The sequence below is a fragment of the Picosynechococcus sp. PCC 11901 genome, from assembly GCF_005577135.1.
Classification (GTDB): Bacteria; Cyanobacteriota; Cyanobacteriia; order Cyanobacteriales; family MRBY01; genus MRBY01.
On the sequence record NZ_CP040358.1, the window covers coordinates 40,322 to 63,677 of the forward strand.

Annotated in this window: 35 protein-coding genes and 4 pseudogenes; 21 read left to right on the plus strand and 18 right to left on the minus strand. The window is 45.5% G+C overall.

Annotated elements, in window-relative coordinates; genetic code table 11:
• Positions 1 to 67: 67 nt before the first annotated feature.
• Positions 68 to 748, plus strand: coding sequence for a hypothetical protein (locus FEK30_RS00965; protein WP_138071224.1), 681 nt, complete (start codon positions 68 to 70; stop codon positions 746 to 748).
• A gap of 367 nt (positions 749 to 1,115) precedes the next feature.
• Here the strand turns inward: FEK30_RS00965 and FEK30_RS00970 are convergent, their stop codons facing one another.
• The 4 genes from FEK30_RS00970 to FEK30_RS00985 form a co-directional block, all read right to left on the minus strand.
• The gene (locus tag FEK30_RS00970; protein ID WP_138071226.1) at positions 1,116 to 1,652 is read right to left on the minus strand and encodes a hypothetical protein; all 537 of its coding nucleotides are present in this window, start codon (positions 1,650 to 1,652) and stop codon (positions 1,116 to 1,118) included.
• A gap of 113 nt (positions 1,653 to 1,765) precedes the next feature.
• Entirely contained in the window at positions 1,766 to 2,149 is a 384-nt protein-coding gene (locus FEK30_RS00975; protein WP_138071189.1) for a metal-dependent hydrolase, read from the minus strand.
• A 103-nt stretch (positions 2,150 to 2,252) separates the two neighbouring features.
• Positions 2,253 to 2,900: a hypothetical protein gene (locus FEK30_RS00980; RefSeq protein ID WP_138071228.1), complete on the minus strand. Its 648-nt coding sequence runs from the start codon at positions 2,898 to 2,900 to the stop codon at positions 2,253 to 2,255.
• A gap of 152 nt (positions 2,901 to 3,052) precedes the next feature.
• Positions 3,053 to 3,835 (minus strand): superantigen-like protein SSL4, encoded by a 783-nt coding sequence (locus FEK30_RS00985; RefSeq protein ID WP_255447823.1) that lies wholly within the window; start codon positions 3,833 to 3,835, stop codon positions 3,053 to 3,055.
• A 403-nt stretch (positions 3,836 to 4,238) separates the two neighbouring features.
• Between FEK30_RS00985 and FEK30_RS00990 the strand changes: the two genes are divergently transcribed.
• Entirely contained in the window at positions 4,239 to 4,529 is a 291-nt protein-coding gene (locus FEK30_RS00990) for an HNH endonuclease (RefSeq protein ID WP_072007999.1), read from the plus strand.
• Positions 4,530 to 4,558: 29 nt separating this feature from the next.
• On the opposite strand, the gene FEK30_RS00995 is transcribed toward FEK30_RS00990, so the two are convergent.
• The 11 genes from FEK30_RS00995 to FEK30_RS01030 form a co-directional block, all read right to left on the minus strand.
• Positions 4,559 to 4,819, minus strand: coding sequence for a hypothetical protein (locus FEK30_RS00995; protein ID WP_138071230.1), 261 nt, complete (start codon positions 4,817 to 4,819; stop codon positions 4,559 to 4,561).
• Positions 4,820 to 5,205: 386 nt separating this feature from the next.
• Positions 5,206 to 5,862, minus strand: coding sequence for a DNA cytosine methyltransferase (locus tag FEK30_RS01000; protein WP_138071232.1), 657 nt, complete (start codon positions 5,860 to 5,862; stop codon positions 5,206 to 5,208).
• 62 nt (positions 5,863 to 5,924) lie between these two features.
• Positions 5,925 to 6,182, minus strand: a complete 258-nt coding sequence (locus FEK30_RS01005; RefSeq protein WP_138071234.1) for a hypothetical protein — start codon at positions 6,180 to 6,182, stop codon at positions 5,925 to 5,927.
• 5 nt (positions 6,183 to 6,187) lie between these two features.
• The gene (locus tag FEK30_RS16660) at positions 6,188 to 6,352 is read right to left on the minus strand and encodes a hypothetical protein (RefSeq protein WP_168191098.1); all 165 of its coding nucleotides are present in this window, start codon (positions 6,350 to 6,352) and stop codon (positions 6,188 to 6,190) included.
• A 143-nt stretch (positions 6,353 to 6,495) separates the two neighbouring features.
• Positions 6,496 to 6,984 carry a MarR family transcriptional regulator gene (locus FEK30_RS01010; protein WP_138071236.1) on the minus strand — a complete coding sequence of 163 codons (489 nt, stop codon included), beginning with the start codon at positions 6,982 to 6,984 and terminating at the stop codon, positions 6,496 to 6,498.
• Positions 6,985 to 7,121: 137 nt separating this feature from the next.
• Positions 7,122 to 7,379 (minus strand): hypothetical protein, encoded by a 258-nt coding sequence (locus FEK30_RS01015; protein WP_065717491.1) that lies wholly within the window; start codon positions 7,377 to 7,379, stop codon positions 7,122 to 7,124.
• A gap of 381 nt (positions 7,380 to 7,760) precedes the next feature.
• Entirely contained in the window at positions 7,761 to 8,189 is a 429-nt protein-coding gene (locus FEK30_RS01020; RefSeq protein ID WP_062436934.1) for a DUF1071 domain-containing protein, read from the minus strand.
• A 5-nt stretch (positions 8,190 to 8,194) separates the two neighbouring features.
• Positions 8,195 to 8,365: a hypothetical protein gene (locus tag FEK30_RS16665; protein ID WP_168191085.1), complete on the minus strand. Its 171-nt coding sequence runs from the start codon at positions 8,363 to 8,365 to the stop codon at positions 8,195 to 8,197.
• A gap of 74 nt (positions 8,366 to 8,439) precedes the next feature.
• Entirely contained in the window at positions 8,440 to 8,610 is a 171-nt protein-coding gene (locus FEK30_RS16670; protein ID WP_168191099.1) for a hypothetical protein, read from the minus strand.
• A 351-nt stretch (positions 8,611 to 8,961) separates the two neighbouring features.
• Positions 8,962 to 9,405 carry an antirestriction protein ArdA gene (locus FEK30_RS01025; protein WP_255447824.1) on the minus strand — a complete coding sequence of 148 codons (444 nt, stop codon included), beginning with the start codon at positions 9,403 to 9,405 and terminating at the stop codon, positions 8,962 to 8,964.
• A 172-nt stretch (positions 9,406 to 9,577) separates the two neighbouring features.
• Positions 9,578 to 10,042 carry a hypothetical protein gene (locus tag FEK30_RS01030; protein ID WP_138071238.1) on the minus strand — a complete coding sequence of 155 codons (465 nt, stop codon included), beginning with the start codon at positions 10,040 to 10,042 and terminating at the stop codon, positions 9,578 to 9,580.
• A gap of 1,460 nt (positions 10,043 to 11,502) precedes the next feature.
• Between FEK30_RS01030 and FEK30_RS01035 the strand changes: the two genes are divergently transcribed.
• Complete coding sequence (locus tag FEK30_RS01035) at positions 11,503 to 11,835, plus strand: hypothetical protein (protein WP_138071205.1); 333 nt, start codon at positions 11,503 to 11,505, stop codon at positions 11,833 to 11,835.
• Positions 11,832 to 11,984 carry a hypothetical protein gene (locus tag FEK30_RS16675; protein ID WP_168191090.1) on the plus strand — a complete coding sequence of 51 codons (153 nt, stop codon included), beginning with the start codon at positions 11,832 to 11,834 and terminating at the stop codon, positions 11,982 to 11,984. Before FEK30_RS01035 ends, FEK30_RS16675 begins: the two co-directional genes overlap by 4 nt.
• A 14-nt stretch (positions 11,985 to 11,998) precedes the next feature.
• Here the strand turns inward: FEK30_RS16675 and FEK30_RS01040 are convergent.
• Positions 11,999 to 13,222 (minus strand): annotated as a pseudogene (locus FEK30_RS01040) (IS256 family transposase); the annotation flags it as partial.
• A 27-nt stretch (positions 13,223 to 13,249) separates the two neighbouring features.
• On the opposite strand from FEK30_RS01040, the gene FEK30_RS01045 reads away from it, so the two are divergent.
• From FEK30_RS01045 to FEK30_RS01085, 15 genes and pseudogenes are all read left to right on the plus strand, one after another.
• Positions 13,250 to 13,495 carry a type II toxin-antitoxin system RelE/ParE family toxin gene (locus FEK30_RS01045; RefSeq protein WP_255447832.1) on the plus strand — a complete coding sequence of 82 codons (246 nt, stop codon included), beginning with the start codon at positions 13,250 to 13,252 and terminating at the stop codon, positions 13,493 to 13,495.
• Positions 13,496 to 13,804: 309 nt separating this feature from the next.
• On the plus strand, positions 13,805 to 13,981 hold the full coding sequence (locus tag FEK30_RS17005; RefSeq protein ID WP_255447825.1) for a hypothetical protein: 177 nt from the start codon (positions 13,805 to 13,807) through the stop codon (positions 13,979 to 13,981).
• 16 nt (positions 13,982 to 13,997) lie between these two features.
• The gene (locus FEK30_RS17010) at positions 13,998 to 14,168 is read left to right on the plus strand and encodes a ParA family protein (protein WP_255447826.1); all 171 of its coding nucleotides are present in this window, start codon (positions 13,998 to 14,000) and stop codon (positions 14,166 to 14,168) included.
• Positions 14,169 to 14,220: 52 nt separating this feature from the next.
• Entirely contained in the window at positions 14,221 to 14,379 is a 159-nt protein-coding gene (locus FEK30_RS17015) for a ParA family protein (RefSeq protein ID WP_255447827.1), read from the plus strand.
• Between the two features lie 553 nt (positions 14,380 to 14,932).
• Positions 14,933 to 15,022 (plus strand): DUF4007 family protein, encoded by a 90-nt coding sequence (locus FEK30_RS17020; protein WP_255447833.1) that lies wholly within the window; start codon positions 14,933 to 14,935, stop codon positions 15,020 to 15,022.
• A 128-nt stretch (positions 15,023 to 15,150) separates the two neighbouring features.
• Entirely contained in the window at positions 15,151 to 15,396 is a 246-nt protein-coding gene (locus FEK30_RS01060) for a DUF4007 family protein (protein ID WP_138071242.1), read from the plus strand.
• A gap of 108 nt (positions 15,397 to 15,504) precedes the next feature.
• Positions 15,505 to 15,678 carry a DUF4007 family protein gene (locus tag FEK30_RS01065; protein WP_138071244.1) on the plus strand — a complete coding sequence of 58 codons (174 nt, stop codon included), beginning with the start codon at positions 15,505 to 15,507 and terminating at the stop codon, positions 15,676 to 15,678.
• Positions 15,679 to 15,813: 135 nt separating this feature from the next.
• Entirely contained in the window at positions 15,814 to 16,110 is a 297-nt protein-coding gene (locus FEK30_RS16850; RefSeq protein ID WP_181445652.1) for a hypothetical protein, read from the plus strand.
• Between the two features lie 86 nt (positions 16,111 to 16,196).
• Positions 16,197 to 16,796 carry a hypothetical protein gene (locus FEK30_RS16855; RefSeq protein ID WP_181445653.1) on the plus strand — a complete coding sequence of 200 codons (600 nt, stop codon included), beginning with the start codon at positions 16,197 to 16,199 and terminating at the stop codon, positions 16,794 to 16,796.
• Positions 16,797 to 16,934: 138 nt separating this feature from the next.
• Positions 16,935 to 17,138: a hypothetical protein gene (locus FEK30_RS16860; RefSeq protein WP_181445654.1), complete on the plus strand. Its 204-nt coding sequence runs from the start codon at positions 16,935 to 16,937 to the stop codon at positions 17,136 to 17,138.
• 50 nt (positions 17,139 to 17,188) lie between these two features.
• On the plus strand, positions 17,189 to 17,410 hold the full coding sequence (locus tag FEK30_RS16865) for a hypothetical protein (protein WP_181445655.1): 222 nt from the start codon (positions 17,189 to 17,191) through the stop codon (positions 17,408 to 17,410).
• 37 nt (positions 17,411 to 17,447) lie between these two features.
• Entirely contained in the window at positions 17,448 to 17,708 is a 261-nt protein-coding gene (locus FEK30_RS16680; RefSeq protein ID WP_168191091.1) for a hypothetical protein, read from the plus strand.
• Between the two features lie 11 nt (positions 17,709 to 17,719).
• Positions 17,720 to 17,950, plus strand: a complete 231-nt coding sequence (locus FEK30_RS01075; RefSeq protein ID WP_138071246.1) for a hypothetical protein — start codon at positions 17,720 to 17,722, stop codon at positions 17,948 to 17,950.
• A gap of 89 nt (positions 17,951 to 18,039) precedes the next feature.
• Positions 18,040 to 19,050 (plus strand): hypothetical protein, encoded by a 1,011-nt coding sequence (locus FEK30_RS01080; protein WP_168191100.1) that lies wholly within the window; start codon positions 18,040 to 18,042, stop codon positions 19,048 to 19,050.
• A pseudogene (locus tag FEK30_RS01085) lies at positions 19,051 to 19,846 on the plus strand (phosphoadenosine phosphosulfate reductase family protein).
• Positions 19,847 to 19,952: 106 nt separating this feature from the next.
• On the opposite strand, the gene FEK30_RS17025 reads toward FEK30_RS01085, so the two are convergent.
• Positions 19,953 to 20,285 carry a hypothetical protein gene (locus tag FEK30_RS17025; RefSeq protein WP_255447828.1) on the minus strand — a complete coding sequence of 111 codons (333 nt, stop codon included), beginning with the start codon at positions 20,283 to 20,285 and terminating at the stop codon, positions 19,953 to 19,955.
• Between the two features lie 27 nt (positions 20,286 to 20,312).
• Positions 20,313 to 20,801, minus strand: a complete 489-nt coding sequence (locus FEK30_RS17030) for a Ros/MucR family transcriptional regulator (RefSeq protein ID WP_255447829.1) — start codon at positions 20,799 to 20,801, stop codon at positions 20,313 to 20,315.
• Positions 20,802 to 20,869: 68 nt separating this feature from the next.
• Here FEK30_RS17030 and FEK30_RS01100 point away from each other — a divergent pair.
• Together FEK30_RS01100 and FEK30_RS01105 are read left to right on the plus strand one after the other, a co-directional pair.
• A pseudogene (locus tag FEK30_RS01100) lies at positions 20,870 to 22,235 on the plus strand (HNH endonuclease domain-containing protein).
• Positions 22,232 to 23,356: pseudogene (locus tag FEK30_RS01105) on the plus strand (cysteine desulfurase family protein); the annotation flags it as partial. The pseudogenes FEK30_RS01100 and FEK30_RS01105, both read left to right, overlap by 4 nt.

Sequence of the window (23,356 nt, forward strand, 5' to 3'; positions counted from 1 at the left end):
TGCTGTGACTGATAGTTTTTCTCAAAGCCTATCCATTTTTTGAAAATTTCGAGGTTCCCTATAGATTATGAGATGTGAACGATGCAATTCTGAAAATGTTATTACACTAGTTAGTGGCACCCAATTTTGTCGAGACTGTCAAAATGTTAAAGATCAAAAGAAGGTAACACAAAAGTCTGGTCTTGGTGCTGCTGGATGGGTAATTGTCGCCGTTAGTTTGATCCCTTTATTGATTGTTCCTTTAACTGCTAGCATATTCATTGAGGCACAAAAACAAGCTGATTATCAGCAACAATTACAAGAACAGAAAGAACAGCGAAGGCTAACTCAAAAGAGAGAGCAGCAACAAGCTTATATCAGGCAGCAACAGCAACTAGAACAACAGCGAAAGGAAGCTGAAGCGTATGCTGCCGCAGAGATTATTGCACGTATTAGATTGCAACAAGAGCAACAATTACAGCAACAACAACGATTACAGCAATCGCTGGATATGCAAACGGCAATGAAATCACTAAATCAAATGAATCAAGTGCAGTCTCAATTTTTTGCTGACCTTTATGGTCTGAATGACTTTGGATATTCTGGACATCTCGGATATACTATGACTCCTATACGTTCTCCATATTCTGGCCAATGTAATTGTCCATACGATACGTTTTATTACAATGGTCAACAAAGAATTTGCGGAGATAATTCCGCTTATGTTCGTACAGGTGGTAGGGAACCCGTTTGTTTTGTAGGTGAATGATAAAGGTCAGTATTTATGGTTTTTAAAATTTATTTCGCTTCTTCACCTTATTCTTCTTGGGGTTATGCCGAGATACGTGCAGAAAAGTGTAAGTAGATTCTGTAAGCCTTGCTAAACAAGCATTTGAGCTGCATAGTAAAATTTTGATTTTTTGCTCATATAATCATACAAAGTTGCCTTAATCTTTTTAAGATATTTATCGAAAACAAATGCCTGAAACCCTTTTATAAAAAGCAACATAGGTCACTCAGTGAGGTTTAGAGTTTCATCTCATAATTCTACGGATTAGCTACTCGCACTTTTTCACATATATCTCGGCATGACCCCCACTTCGGTCTTTCGTAAGACAAAAAATACCTGAGCAGCATCATTGGGAAAAAGTAGGCGCTGGGGTAAATACTTTGAAGTCGAGCTGACCGACGATCCACTGGTCGGCCAGGGTAGGGACAACGGCTTTGATGTCGGCGTAGGTGAGGGCAAGTTGGGAACCGTAAACCCGCATGGTTTCGGGAATGGTACTGGGCAGCTCATCGGGAAAGTCGATGGTGATATTCCCGGAAACGAGGATTAGGCTGTTGGGGTGCTGCCTTTGGATTTCCCCCAGGGCATCGGCTAAGGGCTCGTCGTTGAAGTTGCGGCTAAAGGTTTCGGTGGTTTGTTCGTCCCTAATATCTAGGCGCACAAGGGTGGGGAGAATGTCGCCGTTCTCAGCGACTTTATAAATGCCTTGGCCGTCGGTGACGAGATAGCCATTATCCTCAGCGACGATGAAAAATTCTTGGTTGACGGGGCGGCGATCGCCTGCCCAGACTCCTTCTATATGGAGCCAAGTGGCATACTGGGCGGCGTTGGCATTGTAGGCTTTGATGCTGTGGTCTTTTAGGTTCAGGGTGCGACTAGCCACATCCCTAAATCCACCGTTATTTAGAAGGTTTAGATTTAAGAACAAAATTAGTACAGCAATTCCCAAGACCCAATATTCAGCCTTGCCCCCGGTCTTCATGCGCCGCTTGGGATTCATGCCGCAGACACACCACGCCTGCAAGGGATAAAACAACTGTACGCCCTGCTTGGTGAAGGTATCTGAGAAGATGGCGAGAAAGTGACCCAGGGGTAAGGCGATCGCCCAGGGGTCGGGACTTTAAGGAAATACCAAAGTGCTCCGGCGATCGCACTGAGGACGGCATTGAATAGAAGACAGTGGGTAATCGTCCGGTGGGGGTAACGGTCTTCAAGCCAGTGGGAAACAGGAAAAAAGACCTGACCCACCAGGCTATGGGAGCTGTCGAGGTCAGGAATTTGTGAGCCAATAATTGCCAAGCCTAGCACTACTGGGTCAGCGGTTTGCAAGAGTAGGGTGGTGCCACAAACGCCAATAATGGCATGGGTCACACTCATCATGATTCATTCCTCCCGTGTGGTGTAAGACAAAAAATACCCCCTCTGCCTATCGGCATCTCCCAGAGGGGAGAACACCCCTCTAGCTCCCCTCTAGGGGAGAAGTTTATTGACCATACTTCCGCCTCGCGCCTCGAATTTTGCCGATCTGCCGGAGCATCACCCCCAGCACCAGGGCGATCCCACCGATGACATAGAGACCGCGATCGCCAGTGCCCAAACCAATGAATCGAACAATAGAAAAGGCCATCAGAGCAGAGATGATGATCGGACTAATGTCGAGATAGAGACTATGCTCCGGTTCTGGATTTAGGCCCAGCTTCTCATTCCTAACTGCTTTACGGGCTAACAAGGGATTCCGGCCAGCAACGGTTAATAGTTTGGCGATTTGGTGGTCACTGAGAGATAAGTCATTTTTTTCAGCTTCTTCCAGAATGACGCCTCGAATCGCCTCAATGGAGGGCCGCTCTAATTCCACCTCCAGCATTTGCAGGTAAATGTCCCGCTTAATCACTGCGACGGCGATCGCCACGACAATCACCTTACCCATGCGCATGAGGGTTTCCAGCCAGTAACGGATAGAAGCATGTAGGCGCTTCGCCTCCGGGATAATCAGCAGGCTGCCCTTCTCAATTTCCTGGGCTAACTTTTCTTTGATTTCATCCGCCGTCAACTGGCGATCGCCTATTACCTCTCCCTCTTTGTTGTACTTGGGTTCAACGGTGTCCACCCGAAATTGTTTGGCCAGCTCCATGAGGAAGGTCTTGGTGCTGCCCTGGTAAGCAACAATCGCCCATGGTTCAATGTCTACCGCAGCGGCGATCGCCTCCGGTAGACCCTCGAATAAACCCGCTTCCCCCAGGACAAGACAATGGTGGCCCTCCTGGATGATGGAGATGATTTGGCTTAGGTTTTCTGGATTGACCCGCTGCGATATTTGGTAAGGATCTGGCTGGCGATCGCGGCGGGATTGGCTAAAGGGTCACGGATCGCCCTCCGGGTTTGCTCAATCTTGCGGCGTAAATCTTCCGGTAGATCATCCTCCGTCATCTGCTCGACAAGGTGGGCCATCACCAATTCCGGCTGGAGAATCTGCTTCGCTTTCTTGGCCTGGGCAATGCGAATGAGAGCATCAAGATCGGACTCATCGGAAAGGTCGAGGTTATCCATGGAGGTGGTTGGAAATTCAGAGATTATCTCCTCCTCATAGAGCACCGGAAACTCATCGCCGGAATCTGTTGAAAGTTCCCCACCCTGGGCGACCGGAATATCTGGAATAGCTTGATTTTCTTCAACCGGACTATCAGTAACAGCCTCATCAGAAGTGACTAGAATGTCATCATACTGCTGGTCTGGAATAGCACCGGAATTTGGAGGAGGTGGAGGAATTAAATCAGACTTTTCCGGTTGAGATGCCAGCGGATTTACAGAAGGAGAATCTTCTTTTTTCGGTGGCATTGGGGCTATAGATTCCGGTTGGGATTCCGGTAAATCCTTAGTAGTTTCCGGCGTAGATTCCGATGGGGCACTCAGAGATTCCTTGTAGGCTAAGAGAATGTCCAGTTCCGCCTGGGTAATGGTTGTCCGGCCATCACGACGTTCCGGTTTGATTCCGGTGGCCTTGAGGTAGGCATAATATTGGGACTTTCCGATGCCGAGTTTCCGCTGGGCTTGATTCCGGTCGTACATGAAAATTTTTTTATTTTCTATAGATCCATAATATGGCCGCATTTTCCGGTGGACTTTCCGGTCAGAATTCCGGTAAACATTCCGGTGCTGATTCCGGCCATATTTAAGCATAACCGGAAACTAAAGCGTTGATCCCCTCCTAGTCAGACCGGAAGCTTAATAGCGACCGGAAAAATAATCATCAGCGGAATATTCACTTTCCGGCGTGACCAATGGCGAAAGAGAGTGAGTTGAGAATTGCGGCGATTGCCTCATTGCCATTTGAAAAAGATGGAGATATTTAGCACTGAGAAAAAAGCGGTAGTAAAGCCCCGGTAATATGCCTCATCAGCACCCAGCAATTTTTCCGTACAAAAGTAAGCATAAAGTACGATGGTAATCATCAAGTCTGAAGGAACGAGAGATGAAAAATCGGTATCCTGAGAACTGGCCTGACATTGCCCTCAAAGTAAAACAAGCGGCCCGATGGCGATGCCAGGAATGCGGCTTGAAGTGTATTGAACCCGGGCAAAAAACTAAAGGACTGAGCCGTAGTGAGATCGCTAAACATCGCCTCGCTGTCCACCACCAGAATTACAAACCCGAAGACAATCGCCCCGAAAACCTGATCGCCCTTTGTAGTGCCTGCCACTGCGCCAAGCATCAGGGAAGACGCGGTTCCATTACCATTGGTCAACTAGAACTGATTTCATAGGGACGGGCTGAGGGACATTGAAAAAGCCCTTACTCAAAATATTCCTTGGTGATGTCATAACCAGGCTGATTTCCCTGCTCAAGCATTGCCCTGGCTTCTGGAATTGATTGGGAAACAGCATTGATCAGCTTCTCCACAAGACTCCGCACCATGAGGCCACTTTCACCACGAATCCAGTGTTGTGCTGTCTGGAGATAGGCAACAAGCACGAATATCTCAAAAGCACTTAGGGAAAGGGGGATTTTAGAGTCGTGGTTGATTAGGGATTGAAGAATGTCGTTGTTGTTCATTTGTCTGCACGATTATTTTTTGTCTTACACCAAATCCGGAACCGGACGGACTTTGGCAATTGAGGCGGGAATTTTTGTCTTACACCAGATTATTCAAGTCTGCCTGTCTCAATAAAGTTCAAGATACGAACCACATTTTGATTGGCTTGGATCAATTGATGTACCGCTGTGACTTGGTGAAACTTGATGCGTTTTGACCTCGTTAACCATCGTTGCTGATTCTCCTGCCACTCTCTCCATTGATAAAACCAGCGGTAGTGATGGGGATAATCGAGGGCAATATCTTTGGATACCCGTTCCCCTTGAATGATGGATAGGTTTTGCCACGGCGGGCTTCAGTGAAGGGGACTAAACAGCCAGAGGCTTTCCCACTACTGCCCCGTGGTCTACCGCGTCTTTTGTTGGTGGTGCCAGTCAACGAAGTAGAGGGCGATCGCCGCTTGGGCTGGGGTGACAGTTTTCCCGGCAAGTCTGCGGACATCGTTACGTCCTTTGAGGCCGCTGGGAACGAGGTAGGCAGTTGGGTGAAGCGTTGTCCGGTGATTGAGCTGAAGAGATTCCACGGAAAACCCATATACATCGCCATCGCCTCGGGGCTGAATTGATAGCCAGGGGGAATAATGCTTAATTGCTTCAGCCTTTGTTCTAACTTCGTCTGACCAGCATTGCGCTTCGTGCCGCTGCCCGTGGTCAAGGTAGGCAATAACAAATGTTCTTTCCCGTCGGTGGGATGCGCCGAGTTCACTAGCGGCGATTGTAAAACCCGTTGTTTGATAGCCAGCCATTCGGCATCCCCCAAGAATTGCTCGTAAACCTCTAGTGGCAATGCCCACAGGTTGTTCCCAGATGAAATATTGGGGTCGGACTTGGCAGAGGATACGCAGTCCTTCGCGCCATAATTGTGATTCGGGGTGATGGAGTCCAGTTTTGCTGCCTGCGTGGGAGGTTCCGGTGCAGGGGAAGCCGCAGGTGATGAGGTCGAATTCTTTTTGTTGGGGGTGGTAGGTGCGGATATCTTTGTGAATGGTGACTTTGGGAAGAATTCCGAGTAAACGGCGCTCCCTCCGGGGACAGCGAAGCTGCGCGCCTGTTCGTCACCCATACATCAAAATTGAAGTTCTGGCCAGTCATCTCCCCCTCCAGCACCGGATTTGTCTTGTTTTGACCGATTTGGCTTGGCTTTATTGAATCCCTCTAGGGCTTGGGCTTGTTTTTGCTTGAGAATTTCCTTGATGCTCTGGAAACCCTTGGCGATCGCCCCTGATTCACGGCTTTGATACCAAGAAAGCGCCCGATGGAGTTCCTGCACAGAGTTATCTTTCCAAAGGACATACCAACCATGGTGTGACACCGAATAGTACACTTTTACTATCTCGCCCCGGCCAATAGATCTCTAACGATACTGTCTTGTTCTTGGGTTAGATTTGGTTTTTGCTGTGCTTCAGCCTGTGGCTCTACTACCTTTTTAGCAGTGGTCTTGTAGAACTGGTTTTTCAGCCAATCGAAGTTAGCAGCAATCCACTTGTCGATCATTTGAACAGGTCGGGGGAGTGCAGATGCTTTCTTTTCACAAAATTTGAGAAATTTCTCTCTCTCTTTTTCTGGAAGAGTCTGAATAAGGTCTATATAGTCTGAATAAGTCTTAGGAGGTTCAGAAGTATTGCTATCATTGGGTTTTAGCGATTGATTGTTGTGTGGAGACTTTGCTTGTTGTCCTGAGACTTCATTTGTCGTCTGTACGCGACAGTTGTTGTCCTGAGACTTCGTTTGTCGCGTGGGAATTTGCGTAAAATTTTTTGGGTCTTCTGGGGATCTGTTTTTAGATTGGGGGTTGGGGTGATGGCCTCTTGCACTGATTGAACGGCTTCGGCGATCGCCTCTTTGGTTTTGAGGGCGATCGTCCTGACGGTTTTGAAGCCATGTTCTAACCAGCCTTGTTTTCTGAGGACGTTGAGGGCGCTGTTAATTGTGGCGCGGTGTCGGCCTAATGCTTCGGCAATTTCAGCAACGTTGATTTCAAGGCCATCGCCAAAGGGATCACGAACGCGGAGATAAAAGAGTAAATCGCGTTCGGCGGGCTTGAGTTGGAGAGCTGCTAGATACTCAGCTTCAGTGAGTTTATAAAATTTTTCAGACGTGGGGGATGCACAAGCAATATTGTTCATGTTAGTATCGATATAACAAGATAAGTTTTATTGCCCTTGTCTCGATGCTGCGAAACATTCAGAGACGAGGGCCTTTTAATATTTATACTCAAAGCTAGTGTAAGTTTGCAACTACTAGCGACGAATATTGCAATTCATTACTTCGTTTCAAGCTTGGCGACTTTCGCTTGGATCGCCGCAAAGAGCTCTGGTTGATTGCGAATGACTTCAATGAGGATGCTCCTGAGTAAGGGAGTATTTTTGCTGCCATCTTCTTTCAGTAGTTTTTCAGCAATGTCCACGGGCAATCTGACGCCAAAAACAGAAGGGTGCATTTCTTCGTTTTTTTTGAGGTCGCCATATTTTGCACGGGCTACTTCCTGAAATTTTTTAGGGAGAGTGTTTAGTTTTGACATGGCCTTTCCTCTAGTTAACAAGTTTATTCTACTGTTTAGCAGACTGAGCAACCTACTCAAAAAGGGCTAAATGCTGCTATGGGGATCAGACATCGCAAACATCCCTATCTTCTGCTAATGCGATTTCAAGCATTGCTTCGAGAATGCCTTCCTTGAATGCTTGTTTGATTGGGGGTGGGGCGTTACGAATTTGGGGGGTTGCTTAGTGGCCAAGGATGAACCGCTTAAATGCTGTGGGGTCATCGTCTGGGTTGAGTTCAGTGAGGGCGGTGTGGGTGAACTCATAACCAAGGGCTTTAGCTGTGTTCGTATCCATATCGTTTACACCAATGGGAAACTGGGCACTTTAGCAAAAGGTTGTGCCCAGGGCGAATTTTATCGTTATTGGTAGAGATATAGTCCTAAGCCAAACTTGGCACAGGCTCGTCGGAAAGCCATACTCTCGGCATTACTGGATGGATCGCCATAGGGATGCTCGACCACTTCTCCGCTGCGCTTGACTAATTTGAGAGTTTCGGTGCCAGTGGCTTCTCGGTAGACTCGTCCCTCGGCAACGGCGAGGGTTAATCGTCCGGTCAAAAATAGGCGATCGCCTGTGGTTTCCATCTTCACAATTTCCCAAGTCCAGGCAGGGCAATATTTATCCAGAATCTTCACGGCATTGTGCCAGGGTAAGTAAGTGATATTCCGGTCTTTGATGCCTAGGAGGGCATCAGGGATAGGTCGGGATAAAGTCTCAATGGTTTGCTTCAATGTCCATTCGCCAATGCTGCTGGGGCGTTGGGTTTGAGGGGTTGTGGTGGTAGTCATAGTATTTAGTCTTCCAATAGAATTTCTTCTGCTTGTTCAAAAAGTTTGTAGAGTCGGGTGGTGCCAGGTTTACCAAGGGCTTGTTCTACATTCCAGGTGCGGGAATAGTGCTGCTCGATGTAGTTGCGGAGTTTGATAAGCTCCTGGGCCATGGCTTTAGCGTTGGGTTTGTTCATGGTTCGTTTGTGGGTCTGACTAACTCCTCCTCACCTGCTAGGGCAGGCTAAGGATTAATAGGAGGGCATGGGTGTTACTCATAAGCCATCAGATAGGCTTCATCACAGGCGCGGTTCGGTTCATCTTCGGCATGGAGTTCGTTCAGGTGTGCTTGAGTTTGTTCCCGTGGGAGTGCGCCATACTCCATCCAGTCCCAAATGATTGTGAATAGATTCCCGTTGGCGACTTCTTGGGTGATCGCCACAGCTTCACAGGCTGGGAAGTAATCTGTCTGGCGTTTTCCGTTGGGGCTGTAAAAATCACTTTTACAATGTCGCTGTCGATAGTTGCTTCAATATCTAGGGTCAAGGGATACAGATGCTTGTTGGCGGTTTCAAGGGTTGTCAATAAATTAAGCCAGTCTTGATATTTCATCGTTGTGATTCCTGAGAAGTGAATATGACCCCTCCCAACCCTCCCCAAGGAGGGCTAGGTTTTGGGGGTGATGGTTATAGGTAGGCGAAAACGTAAACTTGACCTTTGGATGTCGGTTCTGAGAAGTAGTCACAAATGAACCAGTCACGGGCGATCGCCTTAAAGTCGATGTAGCAGGTCATCATGCCTGCCTTTTCCAAGCATCGAGGGTGCCAAGGTCTTCAAGCTGGGAATAAACAAAGTCTTCTTTGTCTTCGTAAATACCCTGGTAAGCATCCTCGAAAGCTTCAACCGTTGAGGCAACGTCACCATACTGATTGTCGCTATAAAAAGCAGCAAAGGCAGGGCCATGGTTGGCGATCGCCTCTCCTAAAGCGGCCACAGTCTCGAAATCTTCCCATTCGCTGATCTGGATGTCGCCAAATCCTTCATAGTCGTGGATCGCCCATTCCTCGCAAATGTCGCCAAGCTTCCAGGCTGGGGAAGTCTTGAGCATTTCTTCTACTGCCTCTTGGATATCATCAGCATCTTGGTCAGCATCAATCCAAGTCCCATGTAAAAAACCGTTATTGTAGGCCGCAAGGCAAGCGACATAAATCCGAGGGGTATCGGTTAGAGTCAACATAATTTTTAAATTCCTGAAAAGATTAAACAAGGTGGGGGAAACTCTCCCAACCCTCCAAAAGAGGGCTAGGCAGTAGAGTTAGGCGCTAATGATTCCGCGTCCCTTGGGCAAGCTCAATAAGTGCTCTTGCGCTTCCTGCAAGGTGGGATAACTAGCGATCACCTGCCACCCATCAGCCACCTGTTCCGCAAGCCAATAGGCCGATAAGCGAGAAACAAAACAAGTGCCTGAGTAGGGAGACTTGAGAATGTAGTAATAAAGCGGTGGATAAAACGTTCTCATCATGAATCTCTCCCCTAGTAAGGCAACCAAGAGGGAAGAAGTCACAGCAGGGATATTTAATTTCCAAACTGTGTGCCTCAAAATAAACGGCATCCCAGGCTAATTTTTCCCACTGCTGATCGATGTCTGCGTTGGTTAAAGGTTGGGTAAATTCCATATCAGACTCAGCGCAAATCTCGCCTAAGCCAGGAACAACAGCCGTAAAGCTGAAACGATAACGGGTGTTCCAACAAACCCAAGCACCATAGGGCACTTCTAAATCTTGAGTCTCGAACTGGTAGCGGCCAATTGTAGTGCTATAGGCCGTCCGGTCAGCCATCTCCGATAGCTGCCGTAAAATATCTAAAGCGGTCATAACTAAATGTCCTTAGTTGTGGTTGTTAGGGCGAGGTTGGAAACTGGTACTTTCCTCCTTGCCTGCTCCTATTATAGCCGCAAATTACCTTGTTAACAAGCCAAAATACCCGAACAACCCATAAGAAAAGCTAATATATAAAGCAGTCAATATACCTAGTTAACAAGGTAAAATATAGAGGTAGCTAGTAAAGAGAGAGAACAAGCTATGCTCGCATTCAGCGGCCTAGAAAACTCACACCGCAAGAAATCAAACAAGTGCTAAACCTCCTCCCCGCAAACCCTCCAGCGGTCGGAGTAGGAGACGCTAAAGGACTAGACGCCCTAGTAGCAGAACACTACGCAGAAAAAACAGATCTCACCATCTACCATGTGGAAGGCCGGAAAAGATGGCAGTTCGCCGCCAGAAGTCAGCGGATGATCAACGATGCAACTGAGCTGATCGCCTTCCCTAACAAACCCTGCCCGGAAACCTGCACCCCTACAAAACCCTTCAGCGGGCACGGTCGGGAACCTGGGAACGATCGCCTATGCAATCAAAAAAGGGCTAAAGGTGACAATCTACCCTCTCGACGGTAGCCAAGTGCCGAGCTGGGCAGAACAAAGACAGCTAACTCTGATCTAAACCCGCAGGGCCGCAAGGCCCACGAGCGGCAGGGGGCAACGGCACAAACCAATAGCCCCCAGGCGAAAAAAGCAGCCAGACAGGAACGGCTCGACTGAGCTCGCCGAAGTCCACAGACAACCCGCACCTAGACAACACACAAAAGGACAAAAAAACACGCTGCACCGAACACCCCTACCCCCTCCAACCCACCTCTTTCTCTCTCCACTAGCGACGTGCCGCCCAAGAAACAAAAAAAGCACGCCACAAACGCCGGGTTAGGGACGTAGCTTGCTTAGGCCCCAACGTATAAAAACTGCCCGACAGCCAATGATCGCCGACGTAGGAGGCCAACGTAAGAAGACACGGGCTAACCGACTCCGGCGGACTGGTGTTGCTAAAATGCCTTTTCGCGGCTAAGGAAGCGTAGTTACGGAGCGATCAGCGACATCCTTATTTCTAGCCTGTCGCTCCGCCTACACCGACAAGTGGTTGTTTGGGGTTTGACAAGTAACTGTTTCGTTGGCGGCAAGTAACCTTTGGGAACAGGGCTCTCTGGGACAGCAGGATAAGGTTTGTTGGGCAGTGGGCGATCGCAAGGCAATAACCTGAATGGGGACAGGTAAAGCGGCAGTATGCGGCTTTTCAATAACGAAAGACAACCGTCATCGGCGATCGCGCGGACGACACGATATTTCCTGTCCCCTGAACTTAAACCAGAGGACTATGGCTGATTCTGATGGTTTTTGTGCAGCAGAAACACTGGGCGGCGATCGCCTCCATGAATAATTTTCAAGACTCTTGATTCAAGATTATTGAATTCTTTCTGGCTTTAGCATCTGTCCTTCCAGAAATCTATGGGTTATCTTGAGAGAACACCGCTGGAACGCCTAAATGTTATGCAAATCACCCTCAGTACACAGCAAAGTAGAATTCTGGAATCTTTAGCTCGTCAAGGTCAATATACTTCCCTTGAGGAAACCATTGATGCGGCATTAGTTTTGTTGGCAGAGCAGGTCACTGAGCAAAATTCAGACCTTGATCCAGATTATTTGGCATGGCTGGAGGAGACTCGCCTCAAAGTTGATGAAGGGCTTCAGGATATTGAGGTTGGTCAGGTCATTGGTTTTGATATGGTCATGGCACAGCTCCAAAATAAAGTTGATCTGGCTCGGGCTGAGTCTGCATGAGACAACTGCGTATTACGCTATCTGCTAGCAAGGATCTTCAAGAGATTTCGGATTATTTCCTTGGCCAAAGTATCGAGGCAGGCGATCGCTGGCTATTGTCAAATCTGGTGTATGAGAAAGAATTAAGCGGCATCCTGTTGTTGAGATGATGGGGTGTTTTTTGAACTTTCAATCCATCTTTAAATGGAACTCCTTCAATGACATCGGCAAGATATTTGAAGCCTCGAATGCGCAACCACCGTTTCTGAGCACTCTGCATTAGTTTGAATACCAAGGCCAGAATCGTTGCCTTGGAAACACATCCTCTGGTTTTATCGGTTCTCAATCTCACGGTCGCAAAAGTCGATTCAATGGGATTGGTACTGCGAATATGCTGCCAATGGGTGCTGGAAAATCAAAGAAGGTAAACAGACTATCGCGGTCTTTTTCCAGACATTTTGTCGCTTCTGGATATTTGGCTTCATAGGTTTGGATAAAACGCTCATAGGCTTGTAGAGCATCGGCTTTAGTCCCAGCGCGATAAATCTGCCAAATGCCCTCCTTCGCTTCCATTTGTTGTTTCTTGGGTAATTTATCGAGGATATTTGCCGTTTTGTGTACCCAACATCGTTGTTTGCGGGTCTCGGGATAAACCTGAGCCAAGGCATTCCAGAATCCCAGAGAACCATCGCCAATGGCCAGTTCTGGAGCGATGGCCAAGCCGCGCTGTTTGAGGCTCAGCAGCAGGGTTTCCAGCTCAATGCCGATTCACGATATCCTGCCGCTAGGGCTAGCAATTCTTTCTCGCCGTTTTCCGTCACACCGATGAGCACCAGAATGCATTGTCTTTCTTCGGCGCGGATGTTGAAATAAATCCCATCTGCCCACACATACACATAGCGCTTTTGTTGCAAGGAACGCTGTTGCCAGGCTTGATGCTCCCGACCCATTTCTGCTTCAGGCGACTAATCGTTGCTGGAGACAATCCACTTGCTTCCTCTCCCAGTAATGACCCTAGGGCTTCTTGGAAATCTCCTGTTGAGATGCCCTTTAGATATAGCCATGCAGTAACTCCTCTGTGCTCTTGCTGCGTTTTAGGTAGGGTGGCAGCAGCAAGGAATTGAATTTTATGCCGCTGCCGCTGCGGTCTCGTACCTTTGGTACTTTTACTGGACTTCTCCGATACCTGTGATGACTGAGCGTTCTGGCAAATAGCATTGCGTACCACCATTTTTCGTCCCTGTTTGTCTCGTTGGTCTTTGTACTGAGCTAGAAAATTTTGTAACTCTTCTTCTACTGCTTGGGCGATGAGTTGACAGGCACCTTTACGTAGGATTTCCGTTAATGTGTCTTGGAAAGTTCCTGTTGCTTCTGGTGATGGTAACGAAATCAGACTATCTTTATCCATGGGTGTATCCTTGTTGGTTTTTGCTTAATTCAGCAGGATACGCTTTTTCTTTCCTCTCCTCCATACACCAGAAATAAACATAACTCGCGATCGCTTCGTAAAAACTTTGGTCAGAAATGTCAGTATTTGGCACGGTTTCCCTACATCGGCAAATCCTATGATTACCTTCGGCCTAATCTTCGGGGTTTATTGGTGATGGGCTATGTCGTTTTTTATCAAGTGAGTGACGACAGTATCAAGATTGTGCGGGTGTTAGTGGCTATCGGAATTTAGAGAATATATTTTCGGAAGAATAGGCGATCGCTTGAATTTATGACTTATGGAAACTTAGAAATCGCCCTCATGAATAATTTTCAAGATTCTTGATTCTTTAATCTTGATTCAATATTATTGAATGAATAATCTTGCTTTTATGGCTATGACCATTAAATTGTCTATTTCAATATGAAGGGAGGAGTCGGCAAATCAACCACAACTTATAATTTGGCGTTGGCTTAGCTCGATTCCATAAGCAACGGTTTTATTAATTGATATTGATCCTCAAGGGAATGCATCGGCTTCCCTCGGTGTTGAGATTTGGAATTGGATCAGCAGCTTAAGGATGTGCTCCGGCGTAATGCGACTATTCCTGATGTGGCGATCGCCATTGAAGAAAATTTAGATGTGGTTCCCTCCAATATCCTCATGGCAGAAGAGGAGATTCGATCTCTGGGTTGCCGGGTCGTGAGCTGTATTACGGAAGGCGATCACCCAAATTGAGGATGATTATGACTATGTGCTGATTGATTGTCCGCCGAATATTGGGGTCTTCTCGATTAATGCACTGATGGCGAGTGAGGGTGTGATTATTCCGGTGGATATGAGCTATCTGGGTTTGTTGGGGATTAGTGCCATTGAGAGAGCCTTAGAACTGATCCGTTCTGCATTGGATCATCTATTCAAGTGACTGGAGTCTTAGCGACTCGTTTGATGCTCGCAATAACCTCAGCAAGGAAGTTTTGGCTTCTCTTTCAGAGCATTTTGGTGATGCAGTCTTTAAAACGTTAATTCCAGAGACGGTTAAACTGCGGGAAGCACCCAGCCACTCCCAATCAATTTTTGATTATGACCCCACAGGAAAAGGGCGATCGCCTATCAAGATTTCACCAAGAGGTTAAGCAATGGCACTAGGTAAAAAGGGTTCTGCCTCGGTAAAAATCCCCTCTCCCCAGTACCTCTTCCCAAAGCATTTTCACTAAGACAACTGAGGATACTCCAGAGGTAAAACCAACTCCCCGCAAGCTTCTAGTAAGTCAAATCAAGATCAAGAATCAAGATTCTTGGAAGTGAGGAAAAAGAGAAGGTTAATTTGCGCCTGCCGATTGAGGTGAATGATTGCTGGATGATCTAGTCAAACAAGGTAAACGACTTCACGGGAGCAAAATTCCTAAGAAATTTGGTACAGCAGCATTGGAATGTTTAAGGCGATGCCTTTAGACTGGCAGGATATTGATTCTCCTGAAACATCCAGGCTCAACTCAGAATCTTGAATCAAGATTAAAGAATCAAGATTCTTGAAATTGTAGGAGTATAATCAATGCCTGAGTCCTAGTCAAACTGGAAGTAACATTTCCTGGAATTTCCATCAGAAGGGTATGATAAACGCATTCATTCTAAAAACCTTATGGCGCTACAAATAAGCTTGGGCATTGTCCACAGCCTCAGAAACTAATCTTTGCAAGACATGAAACTTTTCATCCTCGTTTTGGTTGGCTTAAGAAAGGTTTTGATCGGCAAAACAAAATTCCCATATTTTCTTGATGAGGATGCTCCGGTGCATTGGGTGGGGAAAATATGTGCGCTCCATCCGTTATTGGTGCAGTGCTTTCAAACTTCTGGAGGATGATTCAACCGACTACATTTGGTGAAAAACTACTTGGCGATCGCGGTTGGGATACCTATCTAGAAATCCTGCATCCCTATGGCTGCTCCACTGGAAGCTGCTTGAGGCTCCCTGTGAAGCAACGACTTGGTATTTTGTGTTTAATGTTCTCAACCGGGCGGAATTTACGGATCGGAAACTATTAGAGGAGTTAGAAGACTTCGGCGATCTCTATCTAGTAAAACAGCGTTATCTTCCTCAAAAAAGATGCGAGTTGTTTACTCAGAATGTATGCCAAACAATCAAGTCATAAAATATCTGTCGCAGAAGACTCTTTAGATTGTCCTTTGTTGAACTCGGCTAATTATCCCACAGGAGATAATCGCCACTACACTTTCGCGTTGGCTATAAACCCTCTTTAGTGCCTGAAATAATCCTCTATGCAGCGTTACATTTTTGCTTACCAAGTGAAGAGTCAGCACGAACGATTCCTCTCGGCAGTTTGTTATATGATCAAGGCAGTCCAGGTAAAGTATTTAAATTAACTGAGAGTGCGCTCTGTGCTGCCATTGAAAATATTAGCCAAAAAATATGACATGCTGAAATTAGAGGATGCTGCTGGCAAGTTACAGCTTAGCTTTAATACAGACGAACCTTTAGTTTTAGCTGAAACATTTTAGAAAATTATTACACTGCTCAATAATTTAGTTTTTATCCTTGAGAAATTGTCGTGACTGTAACTCTAACTCAATATTTTGAAATTCACCGTCGTTATCATCGTTCTGTCAATTTAGAGCGTGATTTACATCGGGCTGACGCTGTAGAGGGCTATGTTTTAACGGAACGGTCGGCGGCAACTTTAGCTAGGATTTTGCCTGCTTTTTCTGAAACTAAGACAAATCGGCATGGACATTACGGGTGTATGCACAGGAAAATCTGCGTTTGTTCATTACTTAACGAGTTTATGTTCTGGTCAAAAAAACAAGGCTCATCAAGTACATTGGATATTGCCGTTATTTTTGCCTGAGAATAGTCCTGAATTAGAGGCGATTGCGAACTTCCAGAAAAGGGTTTACTAAATGCAGTGGCAACAGGCAACAGGAATCCTTAACATTGACTTTAGCCCGTGCTTTGACGGATGGGGCAGAACGTTTCCTATCAAAAAAACAACGTAAATCTGACTTTTTTATGCGCTTGGTAGATGAGCGTTATGAAGCAGAATATAGTGGTGTTAAAATTAAAACCAAAACCATTTTAGATGCTCTAAAAGAACTAACACAATTAGCTAAGACGCATATTTTATTAGTTGTTGATGAGTTGGGCAAAAATCTAGAATATGCAGCACGTCACCAAGGGCAAGAAGATTTATATTTACTGCAACAAATTGCCGAGCTTGAATTAAAAGGGGAGCATCAGGTTTATTTTATTGGGTTACTCCATCAATCTTTTGGAGGCTATAGCGATCGCCTCTCGGTGACAGAACAGAATGAATGGAATAAAATCCAAGGTCGTTTTGAAGATATTCCTTTCTCCGAATCCCCAAACCAGATGACTCGCTTAATTGGTCAGGTGATTGACCGGACAAAAGCTGAACCAATCGAGGCTGTGTCAATAGAATGCGAATTGGAAAGGGAAAAGGAAGCAAATTTATCCTTTACATCCATTAACTGCCCTGGTTTTGCCGATGCTTTGCACTCGCTATGCCCAGAATGATCGGTCTTTGTTTACGTTTTTAACCAGTGATGAGCCAAATTCTTTTAAGCATTTTCTGGGAACAAACATTGAATCTCAAACTTTACCCACTCTCAAGCTACACCAACTCTATGACTATTTTGTAGAGACGGTTACGGGTTGGCATCGCGGTTAAATTTACAGCGATGGGTAGAAATTCAAGGACTGATTGAGGATGCGAAGGATCGCTCATTGGATACGATTAAACTCCTCAAAACTATCGGTGTCTTAAATCTGGTAACGGCAACGGGTAAACTCCGGGCAACATCGGATCTGGCTTGGGCATTATGTGATTCCATGCAACGGAAAAACAAGTCTGGTTAGAGGCAGTTGAGAAACTCAAAAAGAAAGGCTTAATTACCCACCGTAAGCAATTGGATGAACTGCGCATTTGGCAGGGATCTGATTTTAATGTGGAGGCGGCGATCACCGAACTGGTGGAGCAACAACGCACTGCTTTAACGCAACTATTGACGGAAGTTTCGCCGCTTAAACCTTTGTTGCGCAACGGCATTACAACCAAACGGGGACTCTCAGGTATTTTGAACAGCGTTATGGGACGGCACAACGGCATGGGAAAAGTTAACTTGCTCTGACCCCAGCTTTGATGGGTTGATTCTCTATTGGTTGGATGTGGAACCACTGGATAATCTTCCGGAAACAACAGCGGAAGGTAAACCGTTAATCATCATTAAAATCCATGATTTTGAGGTGTTGCAGAAGCGGGGACGGGAATATCGCGCCCTAAAAACGATTTATGGGAACCTCGAAAAATTCAAAATTTCGCCAGATCGGCAACGTATCCTCGTTGTTTCAGGCTCAAAAATCGTCAAAAAAGCAATTAATCGAGGTTCCCTTATAAGAAGGAACCGAAATTACAAACGGATGGGGTAGCTCGACGGGAAGTGTTGCACCGTCTCACGGAAGCGGGTCGGATACTTGATGAGGCGATTGCCCAAGCATTGAGTTGGTCACAGGGGCAAAATAGCTGCTGGATTATGACTGAACCCGTCGAGATTCAGCGGGTAAGAACGTTTCAATCGAAGTTATCGGATCTCTGCGATCGCATTTATGACCGGAGCATGATCCTTGATAACGAGTTGATTAATCGTCGGGAACTGACTTCTCAAGGGTAAAGGCACGGCGGGAATTAATCACTGCCATGATCGAAAAAGGCGATCGCCCTGTTTGGGTTTAGAGGGCTATAGGCCAGAAGTGGCGATGTATGCTTCTGTTCTGGAAAATAGTGGTATTCATCAACCAATTGATGATGACCATTGGGAATTTGTCGCTCCCCGTGAAAAATTCTGGCTTAGAGACAGTGTGGCAGATGATTGAAGAATTTTGTGACCAGTCCACAGAAAAAGCCCGTTCCCTTGACCAGCTTTATGTCCTCCTCGAACAGCCTCCCTATGGGGTGAAACAAGGGGTTGTTCCGGTGCTGTTAGCAGCGGTTTTATTGCGTCACATGGATGATGTGGGGGTTTACCAAGATGGAACGTTTATCCCAGTTTTGGGGGTGGAGCATTTCGAGTTACTGATTCGTTATCCTGAGCGGTTTGCGGTGAAATCCTTTGCGATCGCCGGACTGCGGTCTGAGGTATTTAAGGAGCTAGAAAGTGTTCTGAAATCTCCTAATGCTAAGACCTCTGGTGATGTGCGGAATAGTACTTTGTTAACGGTAGTGACTCCCCTCTATCAATTTGTCAAAAAGCTTCCCCGTTATACGAAACAAACGAAGCGGATTAGTGATGAGGGAATCGCCGTTCTGAAAATTTTGCAACAAACAGTAGAGCCGGATGAATTGTTATTTAGAGACTTACCACAAGCTTTGGGCTTAGAACCCATCACCACAAAACGCAGTGAGAAACAATTGAACAATGCCAAAGAATTAAAAGGACGTTTGGTGCAGGTGCTACGGGAAATTTACGGAGCCTATGATGCATTGTTGACGGAAAGTCGCCAACTCATTTTTAAAGCCTTTGGGGTGCGCAGTGAGGAAGCCAAACTTAGAGAAGATCTTCAAGTACGTTGCCGCTATCTCGTGAACCAATGCATTGAACCGACCCTGAAACGCTTTATGAAGGCGGTTCTCGATAGTGAGGTCGGCGATCGCCAATGGTTAGAGTCTTTGGTGATGATTGTTGCCGATAAACCCGCAGAATCATGGACAGATCAGGATCTGTTTTGTGTTCATGATGTTATCGTATGTGATAACGGTTTGCGGTTGGTTTAAATGTCTCAGAAAGTGCGTCACGTTCTCGGTTTATCTGGGGGCAAGGATTCATCAGCTTTAGCGGTACTGCTTCACAAGGAAATCCCCGATATGGAGTATTTCTTTTGTGATACCCAAAGGAACTTCAGGAAACTTACGATTACCTTGACCGGATTAAGGCGCGGTTAGGCATCAAAATTCACTACCTGAGTGCGAATCGGGGTTTTGACCATTGGCTCAATCTTCATGGGGGATGTTGCCGTCACCGCAAATGCGCTGGTGTACCATCATGATGAAAATCAAGCCTTTTGAGCAGTTTGTCGGTGAAGATCCTGCGGTCAGTTATATCGGCATTCGCGCTGATGAAAATCGTGATGGCTACATTTCTACAAAGCCAAACATTACGCCCGTCTATCCTTTTAAAGAACGGGGCTTGGTGAAGGCTGATATTATCCGCATCCTTGAGGAAAGTGGGATCGGAATGCCGGACCATTACCGTTGGCGGAGTCGGTCGGGCTGTTTTTTCTGCTTCTTCCAACGTAAATACGAGTGGGTCATGCTTGCCCAAGAACATCCGGATCTCTTTGAACAGGCGATCGCCTATGAGGAAAACCATAGTGATGGGCGTACCTATACATGGACTCAAGGAGAGACACTTCGGGAACTGCTAGCCCGTAAGGATGAAATTATCGCCAAGCATGAAAAAGCAATGCAGCGAGAAACGAAAGCTGCCCCTAATCGACCTCTAGCAGAGTCTTTAGAGGCAGTATTAGAGGAAGAAGATGCAGAATTGCCTTGTTTAGCTTGCCATCTGTAATAACTTTTGTCGCTTATATTCCATCCCTGTTATAGGGTATTGATCGAGAATCATAAATAAAGTTTTTCTCGAATAATTACTAATGCGAATCAAACATTGATCGTTCTTATTTTGAGAAAGAGTTTTTCAATTTGAACCGTGATTGAATAATTTCAGAAATGAAAACAGCATCACTTTCTGGGAAATCGTTCAGATATAAAAATGTTCCACTGCTTGCACAGCCATCATCATAAAACCAAACACTTAATGCAAATTCAGTTAGATATTGCTCAATCATTTCTCTGCATATATGCTTGTCTGGCAAATACCATTGTGAATGTAACTCCGTTAAGACTGGATGAACTTTAGTTCTTAACCACCAAGCGTTATGAGACTTGCCCGTTTTACTATGAGGTGATGAAAGACGCTCTTGAAAAGTACATGAAAAATAGTCTTTCAAAAAATCATTTTCCACTGCATATACTGCTTATTTGAACCACCTTCTGCATAGCGAGCATTCTTTTTTTCCTTTCGCTTTTTCCAAAGAACCATCACCTAAAAGCGTAGCTGTAAAAAACTCATATAATCTAGCATCAGCTTTTTTTCCTTTATAGGATAGATACTGAGATCTCCCCCTTGCTGTCTTCGCTTTAATATTCCTAATTCGTGAATTCAAAATAGGAGCATCAGGAAATTTTTCTCTATAATTTGCCACTGTCAAGCCATGTGTTTTTAAATGACCATGATGAATCATTTCAAATTCTTCTTGGCAAATTTGACAAGTCACCAAATCGATCCCCTGCTGTTTTAAGCTCTGGATTTTTTGCCTTTGTTTACGTTGATCTACCTGCTTAATGTGTTCAGAATAAAGTTTTGCTTGGCATTCTGGAGAGCCGCAAGTTTTACGACAAGCAACATGGCTATTCTCTGGAAGCACCAATATTTTACAGAATGGACAGGTAAATGATTGACGCATGATAATCTCCCAAAATGTTTGCATATATGATAACACTAGACTTTTGGGTTTTCTGTGATAATTAGGTCATGGGAAAAGCAGGACAGGCATTAAAACAGACTTTAGAGTTACACGACATCAGCCAAAACCGTTTGGCGATCGCCTTGGTGTAGAGCGTCCGATTGTCTTCCGGTGGTTCCACGAGAAGATCGATCCCACTGGCGAGACGATCCACCAAATCACCACGGCATTACAGCAACTTGATCCCGATGCTGCCAGCTTTGTTAATTTCTACTTGGGGGGTTTTACGCGAAATCGACCCTTAATGAATTCCGCCAAAAGTCTGCCCACATCTGAACGGGTGAATGTTTCGATCCTTGCGCAACTTTTCAACAACACGACAAACTCTTATAAATATCTCTTTTTCCTATCACTGCTAGATATTTTAAAGCGCAGGAAATTTGATGTTTTATCGCCAATTAGTTTTGTTGAATTAGTCGTTGAAATCTTAGCTAATGCTTGGTTTCCCCATACTTATTTTAAATTATCCTTTGGAACCCAAGATAAAATCACTGAAAAGCTTGATTCTCTGGATTTGGTGATTAGCGAACCTATTTTAAAATTTAATGATCCAGATAAAAAGCTACTCAGAAAAACCATCCAAAATCAGACCTATGATGATTTGATTGGCTATTTGTTGAAATATGTTCCATTTCGCCTGATTCGTCCATTTTTTACCGCAGAAACTAAAGGTTTAAAAGATACTGAAGTCAACCAAGCCGTTTTAGATCTGGCAAATAATCCAGAAAATCAGAATCCTTTATATAGCTTTGATGCCGACTTAGTGAAAGATTGTAAGGGCTTGATGTTCTCTCAATGGGCGGAATACATCGAGGAGAATTTTGCAGTGGTGAAGGGTTGGGCCTCTTGGGAATGGTTGCAGTATATGCAATCGAGGAACCCCACAACGCCGAATATTATGAATAAGCTTTTCATGCCCCAACAGCGTGGGTCGCTCTCTAAGCAAACAAGATTTTGGAAGTCTGTTTTCGAGCATCAATCAATAAAATGTATTTATTCTGGTCAAGTTCTTGATCCAAATCAAATATCTTTAGATCACTATTTACCTTGGTCTTTTGTTGCCCATGATCAACTTTGGAATTTAGTTCCTGTCACTCAATCAGTTAATTCTTCAAAGTCTAACAACTTGCCATCAGATAAATATTTTCCTGAGTTTGTCCGCCTACAGCATTTAGCATTAATCACTAACCACGAGTATTTATCAAAGCAAGTATGGAATAAAGCTATTGATCCATATATTGCGATTTGAATATGTCTAATGATGATGTATTAGATCAGGAAAAGCTTTTTAATGCTTATGACTCGACAATTAAGCCTTTGATAACATTGGCAGAAAAGCAAGGATTTTCTAGTAATTGGGTTTATGTTCCGTGATTTACCTCGACTATCACGCCACAACCCCGGTTGATCCTAGAGTTGCCGAAACAGTCATGGCAGCGATGATGACCCAATTTGGCAATGCCAGCAGTGTGGATCATGTCGTAGGCGATCGCAGTCGAGAAGCCGTAGCCCAAGCCAAACAAGAGATTGCGGATCTGGTTAATTGCCGACCCAAGGAAATCATCTTCACCTCCGGCGCAACGGAGAGCATTAATCTCGCCATCCAAGGCACGGTCTTACACCACGAAAAAAAAGACAAAATTCCCTGCATTGCCATTTCTGCCGTTGAACATAAAGCTGTTCTCGACACCTGTCATGCCCTAGAAAAACAGGGACGCATTGAACTGATCAGTCTGCCCGTTGATGCCCAAGCAAACCTCAATCTCAATGACATTGAAAGGGTTTGTCGTCAAGGTTTAGACCTGCTCTGTATCATGGCAGCCAATAACGAAGTTGGAACCATTTACCCCATCGAACTCATCGGGGCGATCGCCAAACGATATTCTGTACCTTTTTCTGTGATGCATCCCAAGCCATAGGCAAAATTCCCATGAACTTTGCTGATTGGGGCATTACTTTGTTAGCCATGTCTGGTCATAAACTCTACGCCCCTCAAGGCATCGGTGCACTCATCCGCAAAACCGATCACCCCCTTGAACTCATTCTGTTTGGTGGAGGACAGCAGCAAGGATTACGCCCCGGCACATTGAATCTCCCTGGGATTGTCGGACTTGGAGAAGCTTGCCATTTACGACAGTTAGAAATGGAAGCAGACGAAAAGGCGATCGCCGCCAAACGAGATTATCTCCAAACCCAACTCATCCAAGCTATTCTGAAATTGTTGTTAATGGTAACCAGCACCAACGTCTTGCCGGAAACTTGCATCTCTCTCTTCCAGGGATTCCCAATAGCACATCATTGCCCGTATCCGTCAGCAGTTAGCTATATCAACCGGATCAGCCTGTTCCAGTGGCACAGTCACCCCATCCCATGTTTTGAGAGCAATGAATCTATCAAATGACTTTATTGATGGAGCCTTACGTCTTGGACTTGGTAAATTTACAACCAAGCAAGAAATTGACAAAGCTGCTGAGATTTTAATTGAGGTGATTAAA